Here is a 22305-nt window from a genome sequence, read left to right on the forward strand (position 1 = left end):
CTAGCACTACCTTGGCAGATTTTTCAGTTTGAAGAGCCTATCAGGATTCCCGAATCGATTTTTCAGTGATTCATAGGGGGTCGGCTTGTGGAGGGCCGACCATGGGGAACGCGACGTCGGATTGGGAAGACGAGCTCGAGCGTTGGCTGAAGCCATTCCTGGATCGCTTGGGTCATAAGGCCCGGCGGCGGATGTGTCCGCTTTACATTGCAGGGCTGATCGGCCCTGGTGAACGCAAAAGCGTTCAACCGATGGCAGAGCGCTTTGCGGCAGGCGAATACGATCAGCTGCATCATTTCATCGCCGATGGCGTCTGGGATGCGGCTCCGCTGGAGACTGAGCTGCTCAATGAGGCCGACCGGCTCGTCGGCGGCGATGATGCGGTGCTGGTTATCGACGACACCGCGGTGCCGAAGAAGGGCGAACACTCAGTCGGTGTCGCGGCTCAATATGCCTCGGCCCTGGGCAAAACGGCGAATTGCCAAACATTAGTGTCGCTGACGCTCGCGCGTGGTGAAGTGCCGGCAATGATCGCATTGCGTCTCTTCCTACCCGAGAGCTGGACAAGCGATGCCGCACGTTTGAAGCGCGCCGGCGTACCTGTCGAATACCGAACACCACGATCCAAGCCAGAGATCGCCTTGGCCGAGATTGATCGCGCGATGGCAGCCGGCATGCGCTTCGGTTGTGTGCTGGCGGATGCAGGATACGGCCTCAGTGCGCCGTTTCGACAAGGGCTCACGGCACGCGGGCTGGCCTGGGCCGTCGGCATCCCTCGTCACCTGAAGGTGTACCCGGTCGACGTCAAGCTGATCTGGCCGATTGCTGGGCGCGGGCGTCCCCGCAAGCGGTACATTCCGAACATCCTGTCGAGGGCAGCCGAAGACATGCTCGCCGATGCCAAGTGGCAAAATGTGAGTTGGCGAAACGGGACCAAAGGCCGATTGAAGGCGCGTTTTGCCGCCGTTCGGGTGCGGATCGCCGATGGGCCTCCCCAGCGGATCAAGGATAAGGGCCAGCAGCATCTTCCCGGCGAGGAGGCTTGGCTGATCGGCGAACACAGGACCTCGGGGGAAAAGAAATACTATCTTGCCAACCTGCCTGCCACGACAGATCTGCGCACACTAGCCGCCACCATCAAGGCACGATGGATTTGCGAACAGGCGCATCAGCAGTTGAAAGAGGAACTCGGGCTTGATCACTTCGAGGGGCGATCATGGCAAGGTCTTCATCGTCACGCGCTGATGACCATGATCGCCTACGCCTTCTTGCAACACCGTCGCCTCGCACAAGCGGGGCGGAAAAAAAAGAATCAACGGACCTCCGCCTCAGCCAAGCCTGCCAGCGGTGCGCCACGCCATCGTCAATCTCATACTTCGACCGCCATCTCAGCGATGCCCATACTGCAGAAGACGAAGCCGTGAAAAGCCGCAGTAATAAATCTGCCAAAGTAGTGCTAGGGCGTGGACTCATTAACGGCAGCCAGCCATAGCCGGATCGATGCAAGCTGGGCGGAGGCAAGGTAGTTGGCTGCAACCTTGTCGTAACGCGTCGTGACCCGACGACATTGCTTGATCCGATTGAAGAACCGTTCGACCCTGTTGCGAGCACGGTAGAGATAAAGTTTGAATCACAGGAGTCCGGCCAAACGCAACGCTATTGGTCCGGCCAAGCTTCGACGCTTTCGGGGCATAGCGGACATCGACCAGCCGACAACCGCCGCCGAATCCGTCGAAAATGACCCAAACCGGTCATGGGAACGTTTCTGCGCCTGAGGTGTCAGCTGTCACAGAGCACACGATTGAAAGTGTGATACCGTCGCTCCGTCGCCTGGGCAGCCCCCGGGAGGAATCAAATGGCAGCTCACATCTGCCGGCGAAAATTCTTAGCCACGCTCAGCGGCGCAGTGGTTGCGGTGCCGCTCCCAGCTCGCGCGCAGCAGCAGCTGACGATGCCAGTGATCGGGCTCATCGACAGTGATGCGCCGGAGACACACGCGAGCCTTTTGCGTGCGTTTCGCCAAGGTCTCAAGGAAGCTGGCTACGTTGAGGGCAGGAACGTGGGGATCGAATATCGGTGGTCGGATGGTCAATACGATCGATTGCCGCAATTGGCTGCTGATCTCGTTCGCCGCCAAGTAGCAGTGATAACCACGATCGATGGAAGTTCGTCGGCACTCGCCGCAAAGGCAGCAACCAACACACTTCCAATCATCTTCAGGATCGGCGCCGATCCAGTCGCGCTTGGGCTTGTCGCGAGCATGAATCGACCAAGCGGCAACCTAACGGGCGTAACTAGTTTGACCGTCGAGCTCGGGCCGAAACGGCTGGAGGCGCTACATGAACTGGTCCCGACTGCCGCCGTGTTCGCCTTTCTCGTCAATCCCTCAAGTCCCTTTGTGGAAACGATGTCGAAAGAGTTATTGGCCTCGGCCAAAACCCTGGGGCTGCGCATCCACATCCTGGATGCCAGCAACGAGAGCGACATAAACTCAGCCTTTGAAACTGTGCTCAAATTGGGTGTAGGCGGACTCGTCATCGGCAGCGACGTGTTCTTCAATTCCCGGAGCGCCGAGCTTGCTGCACTGACGATCCGTCACGCATTGCCCGCAGCCTACCAGTATCGCGAGTTCGTCGCGGCTGGCGGGCTAATGAGTTACGGAGGAAGTGTAGAGGATTCTTACCGGTTGGCCGGTGCCTACACCGGCCGGATTCTCAACGGTGAGAAGCCTGCCGACCTGCCGGTGCAGCAGTCCACGAAAGTCGAGTTGTTCATCAACCTCAGAACCGCCAAGGCGCTTGGCATTAGCGTGCCGCTCTCGCTGCTCGGTCGCGCCGATGAGGTGATCGAATGACCGTTTATGGCCCGAAAGCGACATTCGTCATTAGAGACAACTAGGTAAATTCAGTGTAGCGTCTGCGCACGGCCAAGCACAGTGCTTACCTGAGAGCTGCCCAAAAAGCGACGGCTTGCAATAATTGGCAGCCGAGTGCCGTCGGTAGCCACAAGATCGACCTCAAAGACAATCTTGACGCGGATCCGGGGGAACGCCGGGCCCACATTCTGCTGCATCTTTCAACGGGAGGGCTCGATGAGGAGGCGTGAGTTTACAACGGACACCATGCTCGGGCAGGCCGCATGACCGCAACCATCCTCGTTGTCGACGATGAGCTCGATCTCGAGGAGCTGGTGCTGCAGAAGTTCCGCAAGCAGATCCGCGACGGCGCGATGCGGTTCGTGTTCGCCCATGACGGCATCGAGGCGCTGCAGTCGATCGAACAATACCCGCATGTCGACATGGTGGTATCCGACATCAACATGCCGCGGATGGACGGCCTGTTGTTATTGCGGAAACTGCAGGAGGCGGAGGACAATAAATCGACCATCATCGTTTCTGCCTACGGCGACATGCGCAACATCCGCACCGCGATGAACTGCGGGGCGTTCGATTTTCTGACCAAGCCGATCGATTTCGACGATCTGGAAATGACGATCGATAAGACCATCCGTCATGTCGAGATGATGCGCGAGGCGCGTCACCGCCAGGCCGAAGCCGAGCGCGCGCATGCGTCGTTATCGCGGTATTTTTCGCCGCAGATCGCCTCCCGGCTCGCGGCCATCGGCGAGAGCAACGGCATGGAGGTGCGTTGGCGAGAGGTCGCGGCCGTTTTCACCGACATCACCGGGTTTACTACCCTCGTGCAAGCTGCCGCGCCTGAGATGCTGGGCGCGCTGCTCAATGAATATGTGGCCGGCATGACCGACATCGTGTTCGCCCATGAAGGCACGGTTGCCAAGATCATCGGTGATGCAATCCAGATTCTCTTCAACGCCCCTGGAGATCAGCCGGATTATGCGGCGCGCGCGGTTGCATGCGCGCACGATCTCGATTTCTGGGCCGAGGCGTTTCGCGGTCGCTGGAAGTCGAAGGGCGTGAACTTCGGCGCGACCCGCATCGGCGTTCACGCCGGCCCGGCGCTGGTCGGCAATTTCGGCGGCAGCCGTTTTTTCGACTACACGGCCTATGGCGACACCATCAACATCGCCGCTAGGCTGGAGGCCGCCAACAAATTCCTCGGCACCCGGATTTGCGTCAGCGCTACGGTTGCCGATGGCTCCGGGAACTTTTCGGGGCGGCCAGTCGGCGATCTCGTGCTGCGCGGCCCCAGCGAGCTGCTTCGCGCCTACGAGCCGCTGCCGGCGTCAACCTTCAATAAACCGGCGACGACGCAATATTGCGAAGCCTTCGCCAAGCTCGAGGCGGGCGAAGCGGCGGCGATGCCGGCGTTCGCGGCGCTGGTCGGACTACATGCCGACGACAATCTTGCCGGCTTTCACCTGCGGCGGTTGCTAAATGGCGCCAAAGGCGTCCGCATGCAGCTGGAATAACGGTGGCGCGGAAACGACCCTCGATGGCTCAGGAACCAGTGACCGGCGAAAGGCCATCCATCTTTGTTCGCAAACATCGCTGCAGCTTGATGTCGGTTATTGGCACTTAGCGTCAATTATTGCGGCACAGCGACTTGTCCGGAGTTGGGTGCAAACCGGAAGTGGTCAGCCGACAGCCAAAGTGACGCGATTGACCCATCTCGGACGTCGACAAAAATAAATCGAAAGGCCGGCTTTCCGACATCTTCCGAGCATCGATTTACCGCTACACTGCGACCGCCTGATCCTAGAAGGGGACCGCATGAGACGGCGGGAGTTTATCGCACTCGTCGGCGGCGCGGTTGCCGCTATGCCCTTAGCGGCTAGTGCCCAGCGATCAGGGATCGCGGTTGTTGGCGTGCTCAGTCCTGAGGGACCGAAAACAGGCAATGTTGACGGGCTAATCGAAGGCCTCCGGGCGCTTGGGTATGTCGAAGGACGCAACATTCGGTTCGAATACAGATGGGCAGAGGGAAAGTTCGACCACCTTTCCGAACTGGCCGCCGATCTGATCCGTCTAAAGGTGGACGTAATCGTAGCGTTCGTTACTAAGGCTGCCGAAGTCGCCAAAAACCAGACCACCACAATTCCCATCGTGATGGTGGGCGTTGGCGATCCAGTTGGTGCGGGGCTTGCCGCTTCACTCGCTCGCCCCGGGGGCAATGTGACAGGCACATCCACGCTGGCCCTCGCGCTCGTCGCTAAACAATTGGAGTTACTAAAATTGGTAGCACCTGACCGCACCGATATCGCGGCGATGTTCAATCCAACCAACGTGACGTTCCAAACGCAACAAGTGAAAGAAGCAAAGAAGGCGTCTGAAATGCTCGGCTTGCAACTGCGCTTTCTTGAAGTGCGGGAGCCATCTGAATTTGAAGCTGCATTCGAAACTGTCGTCCAAGAACGAATAGGGGTACTTCTGATCCTAATAGACCCGCTATATTTTTCTAATTCCAAGGCGCTTGCGGAGTTGTCGGTGAAGTCGCGCCTCATTACCATGACTGGATATCGGACCTTCGCAGAGGCAGGCGGGCTGATGTCCTACGGCGCAAACTTCTTTGATAGCTACAAAGCGGCGGCCCCGTATGTGGACAAAATACTGAAGGGGGACAAGCCCGCCGATTTGCCAATTGATCAGTCCAGCAGGTTTGAATTTGTCGTGAATTTAAAGACAGCAAAGATACTCGGCATAGAAATCCCGACATCAGTCTTAGGTTTCGCCACTGAGGTGATTGAATAGGCCTCCATTACCGCTTCCGGCACGAAACGGGCATGGTGCGATGTCCGCTCTGAGTCTGCTTTCAGGGGTAAAGCGGAAGTTGGATTTCGAGGCCGTCAGGTCAGCTTTTTGACCCGGAGCGGACAAGGGCGATCTGTCTTCTGAGCTGGCGTAAAAAATGTTCCTCAACGGAGGAACTAGGTTTCCTGTCGCCATAAGCCAAGCCATCGGCTTGGAGTTGCACGAAGATCCGGTGAGCCATCACCAATCGCGTCCTAGCGTTTTGTAAGATTCACGTTGCAAGAGGGTCGGTCAGATCTGGTGCCACTTGCATGGGAGCCGTCGAATTTGGTGAGATACCTATTGTTAAATTCTGTCCCAAGCGGGCGGTGAAAAGGATCCTTCGCGCCACTCCATCCTTTCTGCAGAATATCCGCTGACCCATCGGGCTCAATCGTCCCATCGAAGATTTGTGAGCCCGGCTTACCGACCAGACCCGTCTCCGCATGGAAGACGCCGTCTTTGATTCTTCCGCCAAATTCTCTCTCAAAGCCAGGCAGTCCAGAAGCCGTGGATTCGCAGACAAGCTTTCCCAGCCAGAGTCCGTCGAAGCGCCGCTTGTCTTTTGCCGGGTCCAGTATCGTCAACGAAGCAATTTTGGCTCGGGCGAGGTCCGCGAACAAACAGGTCGGAAAGCGCGCGAGATGATCTTCATACGCCGCTTTTGTGTTGATGGCCTCGGCACTCTTCCAATGCTCGCTTGCGGCCTCGCAAGGATCGACTGGGGCAGGCATCGGAGCTGGCGTCGCGGTGATCTGCAATTTGCCGTTCAGATAAAACTCGCCGATCAGCGACAAGGACAACTCTGGAAGCTGCGCGTGATGGGTCGTCTCATAAACATCGGCGCTGATGCGGCGGAAAATGGTGCCTATCTCTTCCTTTGTCTCGACGTTCTTAAGGAACGCGGTTGTATAGGGACTGTTGCGACCGTCGCCATCTTCGGCCGTGCGCCCGGGCTGCGTCGCATAGGCGATGATCATGCCCTCTGGGCTGTCGATTTTCGCAAGACCTTGCCCAATGCTGGCGCTGCGGGTAGTCCCGATGGAGCGTTTCAATTGCGCGGCGAGTGGGTTGTCGCGGCAAGAATCCAGCACAAGGATGCGCAAGTTCTTCGCCGGCTGCATGTCAGCGATGACGTCGTCGACCCGAACCAGGCGCCGCAAGTCTGCCTCATCGTTTAACTGGGCGTCCACCGGCACAAGATAGTTGATCCCTCCGAACTGCAGCGCATGCCCGGTGTAATAGAACATCGCCACGTCGGCAGTCCGCGCCGCCCGGGCAAATTTAATCATCGCCTCATCCATTCCGGCTTTATCGAGATCGGTAGCAACGATGGTCTCAAAGCCAGATCGCTTGAGGGCAGCGGCTACATCTTCGGCGTCGTGCACCGGATTCGGCAGGTGCGGTACACGAGCATAGGCGCCATTGCCAATGAGAAGCGCTACTCGATTGTCGGCGAAAGCTGGCGTGGCAAAAACGCCGAAAAACACAGCAGCAAAAAAGGCAAATAGCACGTCTCGGTGCATAAGCCCCTCCCGAAGGATACAAGCAATTAATATTACACTCTGCTATCTTCGGAAACGTGAGAAGCATCACAGATGCGACATCGGGTCAGCTTTTGGCACGAAACGGACCTCCGACGATGTCCGATCTGAGTCTGCTTTCGGGGGAAAAGCGGAAGTTGGATTTCGAGGCCGTCAGGTCGTTCGATAGACACACGCTACTCCCGAGCCTAAACTTTGAAACCACGGTGGATTGGGACCTATGACCGAGGCGCGCGTCGAACGACGGCTGGCTGCCATCCTCGCTGCCGATGTAGCGAGCTACAGCCGCCTCATGGGTGCCGACGAGGAAGGTACGCTCGCCGCGCTCCGGGCCCATCGGCGGGAAATTATTGATCCCAAAATTGCCGCGCATCGCGGTCGTATCTTCAAAACCACCGGCGATGGGCTTTTGATCGAGTTCGCAAGTGTCGTTGACGCCACGCGTTGCGCGGTGGAGGTTCAACTCGGCATCAAGGAACGCAACATCTCCGTGCCGCAGGATAAGCGTCTTGAGTTGCGGATCGGGATCAATGTCGGCGACGTCATCATAGAAGACGACGATCTCTTTGGTGACGGCGTAAATGTTGCCGCGCGACTTGAAGGATTAGCCGAGCCGGGCGGCATCATCATTTCCGCCGCTGCCCATGATGCCGTGTTGAATCATGTAAAGGCCGAGTTTCGCGACCTTGGTGGACTCTTGCTAAGGAACATCGAGCGCCCTGTGCGTGCATTTCAGGTCATGTTCGGACCGGGTGACGATGCAAACGGTGCCAGTGCTATAGAGCATTCCTGGCGCCCGCAGGCCGGTTCGGCTGCCGAGGGGCCGTCGATTGCCGTTAGGCCGTTTAAGGTTCTGTCGGAAAATCGTGAGCTCGAATTTCTGGCCGAAGGGCTGGCGGAAGACGTTATCGCGCTGCTCGCAAGGGTACCCGGCTTTTTCGTGATTTCTCGGGCATCCTCCTTTGCTTTTCGAAATCCTGAAACGCCAGCTTCGATCGTCGCCCAACAACTGGGGGTCCGCTACGTGCTGGACGGAAGCGTTCGAGGTGCTGGCAACCAAGTCCGCGTTTCAACCCAACTTGCCGAAGCCCCGACAGGCCGCATTCTCTGGTCCGGGAAGTTCGAGGCCACGCGCGCCGAGACGTTAGAACTACAGGACGACATCGCACGCGGAATAATTATCGAACTGGAGCCTGCGCTCACCCAGGCACAGGTCACGGTAATCCGGCGTCAGCGTCCGGAGAATGTCGATGCCTGGGGCTGCTACCATCAGGCCGCAGGCGCGCTCGGAGGCAAGGGGTGGAACGAGTTAGCTGTTACGGAAGCACAAAACTTCCTCCGACGGGCGCTCGAACTCGACGGTGACTTCGCGCTTGCGCGGGGGCAACTGGCCCTTCTAACGGCGCTGGCGGAAACCACGGGCCTGGTCGAACATTCGGCGGAGCGAATCCAGGAGGCGCTAGCGGCGGCCGAAATGGCGATTGCGGCCGATACAGGCAGTTCAGAAGTCTTGGGTTATGCCGGCTGTGCACTCGCCGATCTTGGGTACACGGAGCGAGGGGTGGAAATCCTGAGGCAGGCTCTGGAAATAGATCCAAGCAATGCGCAGGCCGAGGTAGCTCTCGGCGCGGCGCTCGCGATGACGGGCGATCTCGACGCTGGAATTGTTCGTATGCGCCACGGAATTAAGCTTAGCCCCCGCGACAGGCGGCTAGCATTTTGGGGCTGGGGGCTGGGTGGGTTTCTGCTGCGTGCCGACCGACCGGAGGAGGCGCTGGAAGAGGCTCGCATCGCCGCACGACGAGATCCCCGCCTTTACCTCCCGCCGATCCTTGAAGCCGTGGCTCAGGCCGCGCTGGGGCGGGCCGAACTCGCCCGAGGCGCGCTGATGGCTGCGAGGCGTCTCCGGCCAAAGCTGACGCAGCAAGAGATCGAAAGGTCTCATGGACGGCGCGCCGCCAAGATTCTGTCAGGTGTTTGGGACGTCAATTAAATCAAGCCCTTTTTCGACAGCATCGACCCACAGCGGTCATTGCGAAGGCGATGGACACGCGCCGGTTTTGGCCCATAGAGTTGCCAATTATTGCCCTGGACCGGAGAGACTAAATGGCCGAGGCGCGGGTCGAACGTCGGCTTGCAGCCATCCTAGCAGCCGATGTCGCAGGTTACTCTCGGCTAATGGGAGCCGACGAGGTCGGCACTCTGGCAGCCTTGAAGGCGTTGCGGCGAGAGGTCGTCGATCCCACGATTGCCGGGCATAAAGGCCGCATCGTCAAGACCACTGGCGATGGAATGCTGGTGGAATTTGCAAGTGTGGTGGATGCGGTGACCTGCGCTGTGATCGTGCAGGACAAGATGGCTGAACGGAACGAAGCCACAGAACCAAAGATCAACTTTCGCATTGGCATCAATATTGGAGACATTATCATCGACCACGATGACATCTTTGGCGATGGCGTCAACGTTGCCGCTCGCGTCGAGGGTGAATGCGAACCCGGTGGCGTCTATCTGTCCAGCAGTGCGTTCCAGCAGGTGCGAGGCAAAACGAGCTTCGCATTTGACGATCTCGGCGAAAAATCGCTCAAGAATATCGATCTGCCAGTGCGGCTCTACGCCGTGAGTCAGTCGGGGGTGTTAGCCGCAAAGTCACCGAGCGAGGCCGCCACCAAACCTCTTCCGCTGCCCGAAAAGCCCTCCATCGCTGTTCTGCCCTTCCAGAACATGAGCGGTGACCCCGAACAGGAATACTTCGCTGACGGGGTGGTGGAAGACATCACGACCGCTCTATCGCGGGTTAAATGGCTGTTCGTTATCGCCCGTAATTCCAGTTTCACGTACAAGGGCAAGCCGATCGATATCAAGCAGGTTGGTCGCGAGTTGGGTGTTCGTTACGTGCTGGAGGGGAGCGTACGGAAGGCCGGAAATAAAGTTCGTATTACGGGGCAGCTGATCGAGGTTTCGACGAATGCTCACCTTTGGGCGGATCGCTTCGATGGCGGTCTCGAAGACATTTTCGACCTTCAGGATCAAATCACCGCGAGCATTGTAGGCGCCATCTCTCCAAAGTTGGAGGACGCAGAGATCGCGCTCGCGCGGAAAAAACCAACGCATAATCTCGGCGCTTACGATTTCTATCTGCGTGGCCTGGCATTGCTGTACCAATTCACAAAGGAGGGACACGAGCAATCGATGCCCCTCCTTCGGAAAGCGGTTGAACTTGATCCGGACTTTGCGCTGGCTCAAGCCGCTATCGCTGGCTGGTATATTTCGGGCAAGGCTTTCGCCTGGATCAAAATCGGTGATCGAGGGATCGTTGAAGCCGATCAGTTGGCGCGTCGCCTATTAAGGTTGTCGAATGACGATGCGAGAGTCCTGGCCTATGCCGGTCAAGCTCTGACCTATGTCGTCGGCAATCTCAAAGAAGGGGCGCCCGTTCTTGATCAGGCGATCAGGCTTGATCCAAACCTTGCCGTCGCGCGTCTCTGGGGAGGCGGCGCAAAAATGTATCTCGGAGAGCTGGATGCGGCGATAGAGCATTTTCAGCACGCCGTGCGTCTGAGTCCGCTCGAGCCGCGCACGTTTCTTGCTTATTCCGGGCTCGCAAGTGCGCATTTTCTCGCGGGTCGTTACGAGAAAGCGCTTGAATGTGCGACGACAGGCATTCGGCGGTGGCCAAACTTTGTCGCACTGCAACGTATTGGGGCGGCGTGCTGCGCCAAGTCCGGGCATGTTGAGGACGCCAAACGAGCATGGCTCGTTGCGTTGCAGCTGGATCCAACCCAGCGTATCTCGAACCTGCGAAGCCAAACACTATTTCGTAAAGACGATTTCGAGAAGTTTGCGGAAGCCTATCGAATAATGGGCATGCCCGAATGACCGTTGTTGGCACTTTTCAGACATGCGTGGCCAGCCTCGCGATGTCCGCTCATCGGGGTAAAGCAGACCTCGCGATTACGAGCGCCGACTTCCGAAATTGACCCAAATGCGACATTCCGAGTCATTCACCGAACGCGCGAGGTTGTCCTAAATTGAGGTGGCGGGAATCGAACGGCCAGGCCGTTTTCTGAATTCGACTGCATCGTCGGCGGCCATAGGCAGGACGCTATCCGGATTACTGGTATTTGCGCGCGATCAAATGATCGAGCGATAGCGAACCCGGGCCCCGCGCGATCACGACAAGAAAACAAGTGGCCCACACTCCATGGGTCGGCCAGGCACTGGGATAGACGAAAATCTCGATCACCGCCGTCATGCACAGCAACGCCAACGCCGAAAATCTTGTTGCGAGCCCGATAACAAGCAGGATCGGGAAGAAATGCTCGGAAAAGGCCGACACGTAAGCGGCGATCGTAGGATCGATCAGCGGAAGCTGATATTCGTTCTCGAAGAGCGAGATAGCGCTGGGCTTAAGGTGCCAGCCCGCAACCTTTGTCTCGCCGGACTGCCAGAACACCGCGGCCGGAAAAATGCGAGCCGCGAGCGCGATAAACCCCCCGGGGATGCGATCCAACGCCGCGATCCCCCTTTGAACGATCCGTACCAGAATCGATCCGGGACGCGCTGCGACGGGGAGCACGTTGGTCATGACTGCCAATATTTCTTCGGCTCTGGATGAACGATTTCCCTCACGAGGCCCGAGCCGATAAGTCCCGCGAGGTTGCTGGTAAGGTCGAAATTCGGATCGTCGGCAATCGCAGCTTCGGCCGCCTGGCCAAGCGGCCGGCCTGCGGCGAGTGCAAGCAGAAATGCCGCGCCACCCAGCGGCAGCGCGCGGACTTGCACTTCGAGATAGGGGCGAGAGACGAGCGCGTCCTCGCCGCGCCAATTCTCAATCGGCGCAAGCTCCTGTTCGCCGCTATTCATCGCCCAGATCGTGACGATCGGATATGCCGAGCGAACGATTCCAATCGAGGGGTGCATCTCGATGCGGATGGCCCCGACAGCGTGGGCATCGAGCGTCGCAAAATGGTCCGCGCCGATGGGCGTGGCGTCGGCCGCATGATAGGAACGTGTGCGCGCGGCCTCGAGCCGGGCCACGTCCGCAAGATAGGGAAGCTCACGTGCCGGTTCGAACGCCGCGATGAAAGCGGGAAATTCGTCCCCATAGGTTGCGAGTTGAGGCGAGCGCGGCGGCTGCTCTTTCACGAAGACCAGCGCCATCGCGACGAAGAATTCTTCGCCTACGATTTTCTCGACCACAGGGAAACGGGTCCTGAGCGCTTTCCTCAAGCCCGCCACCAAATTGTTGCGGTAGACGGCAAAGCGCCGCGTAGGAACTGTCGCATTATGAGCGGTTATGCCGTAAGGAACCGGCTGATTGGCGTTTAGCAGCGCATCCACAAACGACGTCTCGAACGGTGCGAGCATGGCCCCTCTCATGCCGCCGGCGCGCGTGACGCATCAGAAAGAATATCCTGTGCCGCGACCGCTTCTGCGAGCAGCGTCGGCCAATCGGGAACGTCATTGTCCCACTCGATCAAGGTCGGAAGCGCGCCAGCGCGGGCGACGACATGAGCGTAGAGCGTCCAGACCGCTTCGGCAATCGGTGATCCGTGGGTGTCGATCAGCAACGGGGCGCCGACATCGTCCGTTTCCTCGTCATGCCCGCCGAGATGGATTTCCTTCACCTGATCGAATGGAAACGAGTCCAGATATGGCAGCGGGTGCGTACCGTGGTTTTTTGCTGATACGAAAACGTTGTTAATGTCGAGCAACAATCCGCATCCGGTTCGCTTCGATACTTCAGTGAGAAAATCGACCTCCGGAATCGTGCTTTCGGAAAAACGAATGTAAGTAGATGGATTTTCAAGCAACATCTGGCGTCCGAGCGCCGTCTGCACCTCGTCTATATGCTCGGCGACCCGCGCCAGCGTCTGCTGCGTATAGGGCAGCGGCAAAAGGTCATTCAAGTAGACATCGTCGTGCGACGACCAGGCGAGATGTTCCGAGAAACTCTCCGGCTCGTAGCGATCGCATAGCATTTTAAGCCGCATGAGATGGTCGCGGTTGAGCGGCTGCATCGAGCCAATTGACAGGCCGACGCCATGCACCGACAACGCATAGTGTTCGCGCAATGCGCCGAGCTGCGCGTGCGGTGGTCCGCCGGCACCCATGTAGTTCTCCGCGTGTACCTCGAAGAATCCGAGCGGCTGCGGAGCGGCGAGGATGTCGCAAAAATGCGCGGGCTTGAAGCCGACGCCGGTACACGCCGGCAGATTCAAAGCGATGGACATATGTACGTTCCGGCTTTGCGTGCCGAAGAAATAGGGGAGCGCACGCGGGACGGCCCGCGCCTCATTTTAGCTCAGGACTTGATTGGCTCGAGCGAGCCCATACCCTTTGGGGTCTTTATTGTCGTGCAAGTCCCTTTCGCCACGTACTTCCAGGCGTTGCCCTGGTAGTCGGCACTCGCGGTACCAGCACAGGTGGTGCCTGCGCCGGCTGCGCAGTCGTTGTCACCCTTCATCGCGATGCCGTAGCATTTGTCCATGGTGGGCTGCGGCGGCTTCGGCGCTGCGAATGCCGGGGCAGCGATCATAGTGAGGGCAGCGGCGAAGGAGCCGGCGATTGTGGCGTTGGCGATGACGTTCTTGGAATTCATAGGAGTTTCCTTTCCCGGGAACATCGGGCGTTGCGGGTCGACGGCATAGACACAACTTTTACCATCGGCGTGCCGAAGAATCCGACGACGGCAGGGCTCGTAGCAATCGTAGCGTGGTTACGCACGTCCCGCTGCACATTTCCGACCCCGCCCTCACAATGCTGTGATCGGAGCGGAATTTTACGATAACCATCGGATTTAATTCGATACGGCCTCCGCTGCGCCGCACGCTAACAACCGATGGCGAACTTTGCGGACCTATTTGGCTTTCATTGCGTTCGTCGCTTCCCAATCCCCTCCCGGCGGCGATTTGAGATATTGGCTGCATCGTTCGAGCATAATGCGCGCGGGTTGGTCTGACGCCCGCGCGTCCAAAACCTGCTGAAACAGGTTTATGGCAACGCTGAAATTGCGCGTGCGATAGGCCGCAAGGCCGGAATTATACAGCGCCACCCAACCTGGAAGCATGGCTCCGCGTTCGGCCATACTAAGCAGTTCGTAGATTGCAATTCCGCCCGCTCGTCCATAGACCATCAGCCGGTCGAGTTCGCGCACATGTATGTTATCGCCGGCAAGGCGGCGCGTTTCCTCTCCGATGATGATTTCGGTGCCATACTCCTTGTTTGCGCCTTCAAGCCGGCTGGCGACATTTACGGCATCACCGATCACCGTGTAATTGAGCCGGAATTCCGATCCGATATTGCCGACAAGCATGTCACCGGAATTGACGCCGATGCGCACTCTGAGCGGCTGGCCACTGTCCTCGGTCAGTCCCGACGCCCGAAGGGCACGCTGGCAGGCCAGCGCCGCTCGGCAGGCGTCGACAGCGTGAGCGGCATTTGCCGCGGGTGCGCCCCAGAACGCCATCACTGCATCGCCGATGAATTTATCGATTGTGCCGCCGTGGGTGCTGACCTCGCGAGACATGGTGTCTAGATAGCCGGAAAGCAGCGGGATGATCTGATCGCCAAGCCGTTCAGACAACCCGGTAAAGCCGGCAATATCCGCGAACAAGACCGTCAGGGTCCGGATGGAGCCGCCGGGACGTGGTTCGATACCCTTGCTGACCAGTGTCTTCACAAGATCCGCAGGTATGTATTTCCGAAATGCGGCAAGCCCGCCGGCCATGTCGGCGATGGCATTCGATAGATTTTCAAGTTCGATCAAGCGCGAGGCGTGCCGCCGCACCTGATCGAGATCGAACCGTGCGACGTGCTTGAGCTCATCGACTACCATGATCAATGGTGTAGCAATCACCCGTCGAGCAAGCCAGGCCGAAAGAATACCAGCGGCAAGAATGAGAAATGCCAGCCCAATGAGTAACTTTCGTATCGTAGTCTCGATCGGACCAAGAAATTCCGCTTCCGGAATGACGGTCGCGAGCGTCCAACCGGGAAAGGCGAGCGGCGTCAAAGTAACTGCATAGGCATCTCCCGCGGCGACCAACCTTACAGGAGCCGCAATCTTCTTGTCGCTGTCGTAAGAACTGCCGGCTTTCTTGATCGCGCTTTGGGCGATCGGCAACAACGGCTGGTCCGACCGCTGCATATTGACTTCATCGGCATCCGGATCTGGCGCCGCGATGGTGGTCCCATCGCGACCCAGAATGAACGCCGCGCCGGATTTTCCAACGGAGAGCTGCGACAGAAATTGGGCGAGCCGCGTGTATTCGATGATGACAGCGAGAACACCCTGGCGCTTCTGGTACACGTCGATCGGGCCGGCATAAGCAATCGACGGGCGCGATCCTACCGGATGAACCATGACATCGAACCAACGCGGTTCGTCAGTTGCCATTCCGCTCCGGTACCATTCCTGATCGGTGACGACGTAATCTGTATTTTCGAATCGGCGTTTCTCGAATTGGATGTCTCCGACTACAACCCCATATTGGTCGATGCGGCGCTTGATCTCGTCGTCGACGGGCGCGATTTCCATCATTTCCAGTCCCAGATCGCCGAGCTTATGCGCCGCAAAAAATGCTCCGTCAGGCCAGCCGAACGCGACCCACGATATGTTTGGCTGCGACTGTAGTTGCGACAGAAATACGAACTCGCGTTTGTCCGCTTCGCGGGTCTCAAGAACGTGCTGAACAAATAATGTCCGGATCGCGGTATGTGCCGCGCGCGCTTCGGTGGTGATGGTAGTGAGTTCCTTTTCGACCGCCGACACGATCTGCTCGTTGATCGTTTCTGCAAGCGCGTGGCTGTTCGCTTCCGCTGTGCGCCACCACAGGACGTGGACGCCGATCGCACTCACCATGATCGATGCGAGGACCAGACCGGAAATCGCCAGGCGAATGCCAATTCGCATGATTGTTGGAGCCTCCTACTGTGTTTACCGACAAAGCGCCATCGATGCAAAGCAAATGGCTTCGCTTCCGGCTATGGTTGCCTTAGCGAAGATTGGCCAATTACCAACCACGATGCACTCTGAACGATTTGATCTGACTCGTTTCATCGGGGCACGTCGACGACATCCGGTTATCCGCGAGTAAGGCGCCTGACCGACTATTCCGGAGTCATTTCTGATGCGTGACGAGGTCATTGAATGAAGTTGAGCCACTTCCGCTAATGGCGGCACAAAACGGACCTGATCGGGCGGCCTGTTGATGTCCGCTCCTGGGGGCAAAGCAGACCTCGCGCGCGTTGAGCGCCGACGTCTGAAAAGGACCCGGAGCGGACTTACGCTCGCAGGCGGACTGTCAGTCCAGCGGCTATGGCGAGTGAGGCGCCGATGACCGTTACGCAAACGATCCATCCCAAATGGTCGAAAATCTGTCCCAGCACGGCGCTGCCGACAAGGCCGCCCATGAAATAGCAGGCGAGATACGTCCCGCTCGCGACTCCGCGGTTTTCATGCGCAGCCTGCCCGACAAAGCCGGTAGCTGCGGCTTGAGCGAAGAACGTACCAGCCCCGACCAAAACCATCCCGGTGAGGACCGCCGCAAGATGCGAGGTCAGCATCAGCGGCAGGCCAATGGCAGCGACCGCAAGCGCCCCCCAGATCGCCGGCTGCGTGCCAAACCGCGCGACCGCATTGCCGGCAAGGAGTGTCGTGACCAGGGAGGGCAGAAAGACAAAATAGACGAAGCCGAGATCCATACGCCCCAGCGACAGCGGCGCGCGTACCAGCACGAAATTCACGAACGTGAAGGTGCCGATAAAGGCGAACAGGATGCAGAAGCCGATCGCGAAGGCAGCGCGGAGCGCTGGATTGCGCCAATGGCTGATTGCCGCTTTCAGCGGCGACTGCACCACAGACATCGCATGCATCGGTTGGACTCGCCGGATCGTGAAATAAACCAGCACCGCGCCGGCGAGATTGAGTATCGCAAAGAAATAGAAATTCGATGCCAGTCCAAAGCTGTCGGCGACCGCGGCGGAAACCAGTCGGCCGATCAGATTGCTGGCGACATTGCCGGTGATATAGGCCGCGAACGCGCCGCCGGCGTCCATCGAACTGCATTGTTCGCCAAGATATGCCAACGTCAGCGCAAACGCCGAGGCCATGCACAGGCCCTGCATCACGCGAAGGATCGTGAACGTGGTGAGATCAGGCGCGGCCGCGAGCAGAGAAGTAGGGATGGCAAGCAGGATCAGGCTGATAAGGATCCCAAGCCGCCGATCGAAGTGAGGACTTAGGACGCCGATCACGAGGCTGGCGACTGCCATGCCCATGGTGCTCGCGTTGACCGCAAAGCCCATCGCGGCCGGCGTCACGTTGTAGTGCTGGGTCAGCGAAGGAAGGATCGCCTGGGTCGCGAACAGATCGACCACGGTGAGAAAGGCGGTCAGGCCGATAACCAGCGACCGCAGCGCGACACCCGGCGAGTGACCGTGCATCTCCATCGCTTCGGTTCTTACAGGCGCGGATATCTCGGTCATGGCGCGGCTCGCCTGAATAGAGAGGGATGTGACGCCTGGGCGTGCGGGGCAACACGGTGGGGTCCAGGGCGTCACTTCCGGCAACGAGGGCTTGGCCCGTGCGGTCGCCAAGTCTCGTTACAGCTAGAACGGTTACATCTCAGGTCTCGTTACATATTGTGGTCTTGCGGATCCTTGCGGACGTCGCCGACATAGAGAATGACGGTCTCCTTGCCGAGATTCTTCCACCAGTGCGAAGTGCCGAACACTTCTGGCCGGATGTCGCCGGTCTTGTGGACGATCGGCTCGGAGCAGTTGCTGGCATATTCGACGATCTCGCCCTGCTGGATGAAGATCAGCGCGGGGCGGTCGTCGTGGCTGTGCCACGGCACGATACCGCCGGGCTCGATCGTCAGTTTACGGAAGCGCAGTTCGCGACCCTTGATGTGGGCGGGCTGCTTTTCAAGATCGATCGAGCCAAGTGTGACGTCGGTGACGCCCACCGGCTTGTAGTCGACCTTTTCGCGAACGTCAGGCTTTGTCTTGCCGGCCGGACATTCGCCGGCAAAGGCGCTCGACGTCACCACAGTCGATCCGGCGATGATGCCGGCAAGCACGAGGCGTTGCCAGGCTGTGCCCGAATTCGTTAATTTCAACATAGTGGTCTCCTCTGTTCTGCCTTGGCCCGGAATAATTGGCCGGCGAAGACACCACCATCGTTGAAACCGCTCGCCGGATGAAATGCCGGCTTGCTCTTGAGTCCATAGCGGTGCGCTATGCTGCTTTGGAGACGCGCGAGTTTTAGGTCGATAGCCGGGCGCGATCGTTTTGCGATGTATGTCAGCTATTGAACCGATTGGGCATCGGCATTTGCAGGCGGGGCCGAACCAGCCTTTGATGCATTGCCTCTTGCGGGCGGCCTAAACAGGAAAATAAGATGCCTATCAATTCGACTGGAGCCAATATGACGCAGCTTTCGCCTGCCAATGCCGAACGCCTCAAGCTCGCCTTCCAGCGCTGCCGCGATATGGAGGGAACGCTCAGTGAGCGGCTACAGGCCTATGCCGGCGCGGGACGCGATATCTTTCCGGCCTATAGCGAGGCGGTCGATCGCCTGGTCGTTCGTCTGAAGGAAAATGGCGGCGGAGAGAATGCGCCTCGCCCCGGCGAAATCATGCCGCCTTTCATGCTGCCGGACGAAACCGGGCGCCTCGTCACTCTGGATTCCCTGATCAGCCAGGGCCCGCTCGTCGTGATGTTCTATCGGGGACATTGGTGTCCGTACTGCCGATTGAATGTGAGCGCGGTGATCAAGGCGCAGGACCGCATTGCGGCGCTGGGTGGCCAGCTCGTTGCGATCATGCCTGAGACCCAAAAATACACCCAGCGGTTCAAATCCGATTCAGGCGCGCCGTTCCCGGTGTTGACCGACCTCGACAACGGCTATGCCTTGTCGCTCAATCTCGCGATCTGGGTGGGCACCGAGATCCAGCAGTTGCTTTCCTATTTGGACATCTCGAATTTTCATGGTGGTGATGACTGGATGCTGCCGATACCCGCAACCTTCGTGGTCGACCGCGATGGGTTGGTGAGGGCGCGGTTCGTCGATCCGGACTTTCGCAGTCGGATGGAAATCGATGATCTGATCGTCGCAGTCAGAAACACGAGCGAGGGGCGCTAGTGGCGCATCACCTCACGCACTCCCACTCAAGAATTGCTGCCAGTCCGCGCCGCGCAGCATCCGCATCATCGCAGATGCGACCGCGGCGCGTTGACGGCCAGCGACCCCGTAGAGGTGGACGGTTCGCCGCGAATCCAGCCCGTCGATGGTGGCGCGCTTCAGCGTCTCCGGAATCGGCGTGGTTTGGGGCATCACGGCGACGCCGATATCGGCTTCGAGGAGCTCGATAAGGTCGCGTTCAGAGGAAATCTCGTGGCTGCGATCGACGGCGACGCCGTGCTCACGCAGCGATTTTCCCACTCGCTCGGAATGTTCGCAATAGTCTCGCGACAAGAGCTGCTCGTTGCGCAAATCATCGAAGGCGACATGGTCATGGCTCGCGAGTGGATGCCGCTTGCTCACCACAAGAGTGAAATATTCGGTAAACAGCGGCCAGGTATCCAGCCGGTCCCAGTCGCTACCAAGCTCAGCGGCGATGCCGAGCTCGGCCTCCCCCGCCTTCAAATACTCGCCGACTTCCTCGCTGTTGCCGCGCAGGAAGCGAAATTCCAGGCGGTTGAACTGCCGCTTGAGCTGGTCGAGATGCGGGATCAGGAGCGACAGGTCGATGGAATCGGTGAGCGCTATGCGGAGTGCGCCGATTTCGCCGCTCTTGAAGGACGATGCCAGCATGCGTGCGCCAGCGGCGGCGTCGTAGCATTGTTGCAGCAGCGGCAGCATCCGCTGGCCGAGCTCGGTCAATTGCGCGGCCGGGCGTTCGCGGCGGAACAGATCGCCGCCCAATTCGGCCTCAAGCTGCTTGATCGCCCGCGTCAGCGACGGCTGGGTCACGTTGCAATCGTCGGCCGCGCGCGTGAAGTTCAACAGACGCGAAACCGCGAGGAAATACCTGACCTGGTGCATTTCCATGATCGTGCCGCCCGGCTTGCTTCGGGCAAACTAGCCTAAAAGCGCCGGTGGGTACATCAGGACCGCAATAGCGGCGGCGTATGACTTCGGAAGCCAAAAAGCATTTCCGTCAATTCCGCGCCGGGGGCAGATTTCGGCCGAAAAGAACATCCACGCACGGATCTGCCATGAATATCCGGCTGAAGACGCAAGGTGTCCCCACTGAAACGTGAAGGTAACAGGTTCAAGCGGCTCGCGAAGATCTAGGAGTCGACGTGATCCGAATGGAGCGTGACATGAACATGCAGAACTACTGTTCTTCGCCGAATGAGACGTTGCCGGAAAAATCCGACCCCGGTCAGGTCGTTCTGGTGCTGCAAGGTGGCGGCGCGCTCGGCTCCTACCAGGCCGGCGTCTATCAGGCGCTGCATGAGGCCGGTATCGAGCCGGACTGGATCATCGGCACTTCGATCGGGGCGATCAACGCCAGCCTGATTGCGGGCAACTCGCCGCAGAACCGGCTGTCGCGTTTGCGCGAATTCTGGAAAAGAATGGAGCAGAGTCCGGTCTGGAGTTTTCGCCACGTCCTGCCGGACTTCAACGAAAAGCTGTCCTATTGGGCAACCGTGACCAACGGTATTGCCGGTTTCTTTCGGCCGAACGCGCTGGCCCATGCCGGCGACAGTTATCCGCTGGGTGCCGACAATGCCGGCTATTACTCGACCGCACCGCTGGAACGGACGCTGACCGAACTTGTCGATTTTGATCTGGTCAATCAATGCACGCCACGGTTCACCGTCGGGGCCGCCCATGTCCGCACCAGTCAGATGCGTTATTTCGACAGCCGCGATACCAAGCTAGGCGTGAAGCACATCATGGCATCAGGCGCTTTGCCGCCGGCATTTCCGGCCATCCGCATCGACGGCGAACTCTATTGGGACGGCGGCATTTTGTCGAACACGCCGACGGAAGCGGTGTTCGACGACATTCCGCGCAGGGACTCGCTGATCTTCGCGGTGCATTTGTGGAATCCGTCCGGCGCCGAGCCGACCACGATGGCGGAGGTTTTGAACCGGCATAAGGACGTGCAGTATTCGAGCCGGATCGCAAGCCACATCGCGCGCCAGCAGCAGGCGCACCGGCTGCGTCATGTCATCAACCAGTTCGCGGCGCGGCTGCCCGAATCCGAGCGCAACAGTCCTGAGGTGCGCGAACTGGCGAGTTATGGCTGTCCGACGCGAATGCATGTGGTCCGCCTGCTGGCACCCCAGCTCGATCGCGAGACGCACACCAAGGATATCGATTTCAGCGCGTCCGGCATCATGCAGCGCTGGGACGCGGGCTACACCCATACCAAGGCGGTGCTGCAGCGTAAGCCCTGGGTCGGCGAGTTCGACCCGCTGTCGGGGGTCATTCTCCATGAACAGATGGAAGTGATGCCGGAAGCCGCGAAGTGATGAGTCCAGTCGTAACGTCGACTTCCGTTGTTGGCACTGAACGGACCAACCGAGCCGACCTAATGATGTCCGTTGTTCAGGTAAGACCGGAAGTCGCGTTTCGGGGCTGTCAGGTCTGCGTTTGACCCTGAACGGACATCACCATCACGGCTACCGCACGGATAGGGACTTCATGGCTATCCTCTGATAATATCGGCTTCTGTTCCTATAGCCGTCCAAGCTATCCCGTCCGTCAATATCGGCTCGGTCTCGCGTAAGCGAGCCAACCATCCCTGATCGGGATTATCCATACCGGCACCCGACTGAACTAATCTTCTGCGACCAACTCACTCAGGTGGGAGTTTTGTCGGAAATATTTAAAACATTCCTAGCTATCCGATCCGCAACGAATCGAGACAAAGCCGGGCCAATGATAAGGACGAGCATAAAACGAGCGATCTGCTGCGCCATAACAAACCCGACATCGACATTGGTGGATGCCGCAATAATGGCGACCGAGTCTGCCCCGCCCGGGCTGGTGGCAAGATAGGCCGTCAAAGGATCGATATCGAAAACTTCGAC

General features: G+C 58.8%; 18 protein-coding genes and 1 pseudogene. 8 read left to right on the forward strand and 11 right to left on the reverse strand.

Annotated elements, in window-relative coordinates:
* The first annotated feature begins 101 nt into the window (after positions 1 to 101).
* Positions 102 to 1424 (forward strand): IS701 family transposase, encoded by a 1323-nt coding sequence (locus tag VNX23_RS08395; RefSeq protein ID WP_325628951.1) that lies wholly within the window; start codon positions 102 to 104, stop codon positions 1422 to 1424.
* Between the two features lie 32 nt (positions 1425 to 1456).
* On the opposite strand, the pseudogene VNX23_RS08400 reads toward VNX23_RS08395, so the two are convergent.
* Positions 1457 to 1618 (reverse strand): annotated as a pseudogene (locus VNX23_RS08400) (IS5/IS1182 family transposase); the annotation flags it as partial.
* A gap of 333 nt (positions 1619 to 1951) precedes the next feature.
* Between VNX23_RS08400 and VNX23_RS08405 the strand changes: the two are divergent.
* The 3 genes from VNX23_RS08405 (at position 1952) to VNX23_RS08415 (ending at position 5668) form a co-directional block, all read left to right on the forward strand.
* Positions 1952 to 2854 carry an ABC transporter substrate-binding protein gene (locus tag VNX23_RS08405; RefSeq protein ID WP_325628982.1) on the forward strand — a complete coding sequence of 301 codons (903 nt, stop codon included), beginning with the start codon at positions 1952 to 1954 and terminating at the stop codon, positions 2852 to 2854.
* 284 nt (positions 2855 to 3138) lie between these two features.
* Positions 3139 to 4389, forward strand: coding sequence for an adenylate/guanylate cyclase domain-containing protein (locus VNX23_RS08410; RefSeq protein WP_325628953.1), 1251 nt, complete (start codon positions 3139 to 3141; stop codon positions 4387 to 4389).
* 301 nt (positions 4390 to 4690) lie between these two features.
* Complete coding sequence (locus VNX23_RS08415) at positions 4691 to 5668, forward strand: ABC transporter substrate-binding protein (protein ID WP_325628955.1); 978 nt, start codon at positions 4691 to 4693, stop codon at positions 5666 to 5668.
* A 254-nt stretch (positions 5669 to 5922) separates the two neighbouring features.
* Here the strand turns inward: VNX23_RS08415 and VNX23_RS08420 are convergent, their stop codons facing one another.
* Complete coding sequence (locus VNX23_RS08420; protein ID WP_325628957.1) at positions 5923 to 7233, reverse strand: caspase family protein; 1311 nt, start codon at positions 7231 to 7233, stop codon at positions 5923 to 5925.
* Between the two features lie 238 nt (positions 7234 to 7471).
* Between VNX23_RS08420 and VNX23_RS08425 the strand changes: the two genes are divergently transcribed.
* Together VNX23_RS08425 and VNX23_RS08430 are read left to right on the forward strand one after the other, a co-directional pair.
* Positions 7472 to 9244, forward strand: coding sequence for an adenylate/guanylate cyclase domain-containing protein (locus VNX23_RS08425; protein ID WP_325628959.1), 1773 nt, complete (start codon positions 7472 to 7474; stop codon positions 9242 to 9244).
* 113 nt (positions 9245 to 9357) lie between these two features.
* The gene (locus tag VNX23_RS08430) at positions 9358 to 11127 is read left to right on the forward strand and encodes an adenylate/guanylate cyclase domain-containing protein (RefSeq protein WP_325628961.1); all 1770 of its coding nucleotides are present in this window, start codon (positions 9358 to 9360) and stop codon (positions 11125 to 11127) included.
* Positions 11128 to 11362: 235 nt separating this feature from the next.
* Here the strand turns inward: VNX23_RS08430 and VNX23_RS08435 are convergent, their stop codons facing one another.
* The 7 genes from VNX23_RS08435 to VNX23_RS08465 all read right to left on the reverse strand — a co-directional run bounded on the left by VNX23_RS08435 (position 11363) and on the right by VNX23_RS08465 (position 18377).
* Positions 11363 to 11836, reverse strand: coding sequence for a DoxX family protein (locus VNX23_RS08435; RefSeq protein ID WP_325628963.1), 474 nt, complete (start codon positions 11834 to 11836; stop codon positions 11363 to 11365).
* On the reverse strand, positions 11833 to 12618 hold the full coding sequence (locus VNX23_RS08440) for a DNA-binding domain-containing protein (RefSeq protein WP_325628965.1): 786 nt from the start codon (positions 12616 to 12618) through the stop codon (positions 11833 to 11835). Before VNX23_RS08440 ends, VNX23_RS08435 begins: the two co-directional genes overlap by 4 nt.
* 8 nt (positions 12619 to 12626) lie before the next feature.
* Complete coding sequence (locus tag VNX23_RS08445; RefSeq protein ID WP_325628967.1) at positions 12627 to 13484, reverse strand: DUF692 domain-containing protein; 858 nt, start codon at positions 13482 to 13484, stop codon at positions 12627 to 12629.
* A 71-nt stretch (positions 13485 to 13555) separates the two neighbouring features.
* Positions 13556 to 13852 carry a DUF2282 domain-containing protein gene (locus VNX23_RS08450; RefSeq protein ID WP_325628969.1) on the reverse strand — a complete coding sequence of 99 codons (297 nt, stop codon included), beginning with the start codon at positions 13850 to 13852 and terminating at the stop codon, positions 13556 to 13558.
* 258 nt (positions 13853 to 14110) lie between these two features.
* A complete protein-coding gene (locus tag VNX23_RS08455) occupies positions 14111 to 16165 on the reverse strand; it encodes an adenylate/guanylate cyclase domain-containing protein (RefSeq protein ID WP_325628970.1) in 2055 nt (684 codons plus the stop codon).
* A gap of 371 nt (positions 16166 to 16536) precedes the next feature.
* Positions 16537 to 17739, reverse strand: coding sequence for an MFS transporter (locus VNX23_RS08460; RefSeq protein ID WP_325628972.1), 1203 nt, complete (start codon positions 17737 to 17739; stop codon positions 16537 to 16539).
* A gap of 149 nt (positions 17740 to 17888) precedes the next feature.
* Entirely contained in the window at positions 17889 to 18377 is a 489-nt protein-coding gene (locus VNX23_RS08465; protein ID WP_325628974.1) for a cupin domain-containing protein, read from the reverse strand.
* A gap of 305 nt (positions 18378 to 18682) precedes the next feature.
* On the opposite strand from VNX23_RS08465, the gene VNX23_RS08470 reads away from it, so the two are divergent.
* Positions 18683 to 19399, forward strand: a complete 717-nt coding sequence (locus tag VNX23_RS08470; RefSeq protein ID WP_325628984.1) for a peroxiredoxin-like family protein — start codon at positions 18683 to 18685, stop codon at positions 19397 to 19399.
* Positions 19400 to 19411: 12 nt separating this feature from the next.
* Here the strand turns inward: VNX23_RS08470 and VNX23_RS08475 are convergent, their stop codons facing one another.
* Positions 19412 to 20308 carry a LysR family transcriptional regulator gene (locus VNX23_RS08475; RefSeq protein WP_325628976.1) on the reverse strand — a complete coding sequence of 299 codons (897 nt, stop codon included), beginning with the start codon at positions 20306 to 20308 and terminating at the stop codon, positions 19412 to 19414.
* A 275-nt stretch (positions 20309 to 20583) separates the two neighbouring features.
* Between VNX23_RS08475 and VNX23_RS08480 the strand changes: the two genes are divergently transcribed.
* A complete protein-coding gene (locus tag VNX23_RS08480; RefSeq protein WP_325628978.1) occupies positions 20584 to 21744 on the forward strand; it encodes a patatin-like phospholipase family protein in 1161 nt (386 codons plus the stop codon).
* A gap of 330 nt (positions 21745 to 22074) precedes the next feature.
* Here the strand turns inward: VNX23_RS08480 and VNX23_RS08485 are convergent.
* On the reverse strand, positions 22075 to 22305 hold a 231-nt coding region (locus tag VNX23_RS08485), incomplete at its 5' end, for an AbrB family transcriptional regulator (protein ID WP_325628980.1).

The sequence above is a fragment of the Bradyrhizobium sp. genome, from assembly GCF_035570375.1.
In the GTDB taxonomy this organism is placed as follows: Bacteria; Pseudomonadota; Alphaproteobacteria; order Rhizobiales; family Xanthobacteraceae; genus Bradyrhizobium.

Bases quoted from the DNA above. Each gene is read 5' to 3' on its own strand.
- VNX23_RS08395 (WP_325628951.1), top strand. From the start codon at position 102: ATGGGGAACGCGACGTCGGATTGGGAAGACGAGCTCGAGCGTTGGCTG.
- VNX23_RS08405 (WP_325628982.1), top strand. From the start codon at position 1,952: ATGCCAGTGATCGGGCTCATCGACAGTGATGCGCCGGAGACACACGCG.
- VNX23_RS08410 (WP_325628953.1), top strand. From the start codon at position 3,139: ATGACCGCAACCATCCTCGTTGTCGACGATGAGCTCGATCTCGAGGAG.
- VNX23_RS08415 (WP_325628955.1), top strand. From the start codon at position 4,691: ATGAGACGGCGGGAGTTTATCGCACTCGTCGGCGGCGCGGTTGCCGCT.
- VNX23_RS08420 (WP_325628957.1), bottom strand. From the start codon at position 7,233: ATGCACCGAGACGTGCTATTTGCCTTTTTTGCTGCTGTGTTTTTCGGC.
- VNX23_RS08425 (WP_325628959.1), top strand. From the start codon at position 7,472: ATGACCGAGGCGCGCGTCGAACGACGGCTGGCTGCCATCCTCGCTGCC.
- VNX23_RS08430 (WP_325628961.1), top strand. From the start codon at position 9,358: ATGGCCGAGGCGCGGGTCGAACGTCGGCTTGCAGCCATCCTAGCAGCC.
- VNX23_RS08435 (WP_325628963.1), bottom strand. From the start codon at position 11,836: ATGACCAACGTGCTCCCCGTCGCAGCGCGTCCCGGATCGATTCTGGTA.
- VNX23_RS08440 (WP_325628965.1), bottom strand. From the start codon at position 12,618: ATGCTCGCACCGTTCGAGACGTCGTTTGTGGATGCGCTGCTAAACGCC.
- VNX23_RS08445 (WP_325628967.1), bottom strand. From the start codon at position 13,484: ATGTCCATCGCTTTGAATCTGCCGGCGTGTACCGGCGTCGGCTTCAAG.
- VNX23_RS08450 (WP_325628969.1), bottom strand. From the start codon at position 13,852: ATGAATTCCAAGAACGTCATCGCCAACGCCACAATCGCCGGCTCCTTC.
- VNX23_RS08455 (WP_325628970.1), bottom strand. From the start codon at position 16,165: ATGCGAATTGGCATTCGCCTGGCGATTTCCGGTCTGGTCCTCGCATCG.
- VNX23_RS08460 (WP_325628972.1), bottom strand. From the start codon at position 17,739: ATGACCGAGATATCCGCGCCTGTAAGAACCGAAGCGATGGAGATGCAC.
- VNX23_RS08465 (WP_325628974.1), bottom strand. From the start codon at position 18,377: ATGTTGAAATTAACGAATTCGGGCACAGCCTGGCAACGCCTCGTGCTT.
- VNX23_RS08470 (WP_325628984.1), top strand. From the start codon at position 18,683: ATGACGCAGCTTTCGCCTGCCAATGCCGAACGCCTCAAGCTCGCCTTC.
- VNX23_RS08475 (WP_325628976.1), bottom strand. From the start codon at position 20,308: ATGGAAATGCACCAGGTCAGGTATTTCCTCGCGGTTTCGCGTCTGTTG.
- VNX23_RS08480 (WP_325628978.1), top strand. From the start codon at position 20,584: ATGAACATGCAGAACTACTGTTCTTCGCCGAATGAGACGTTGCCGGAA.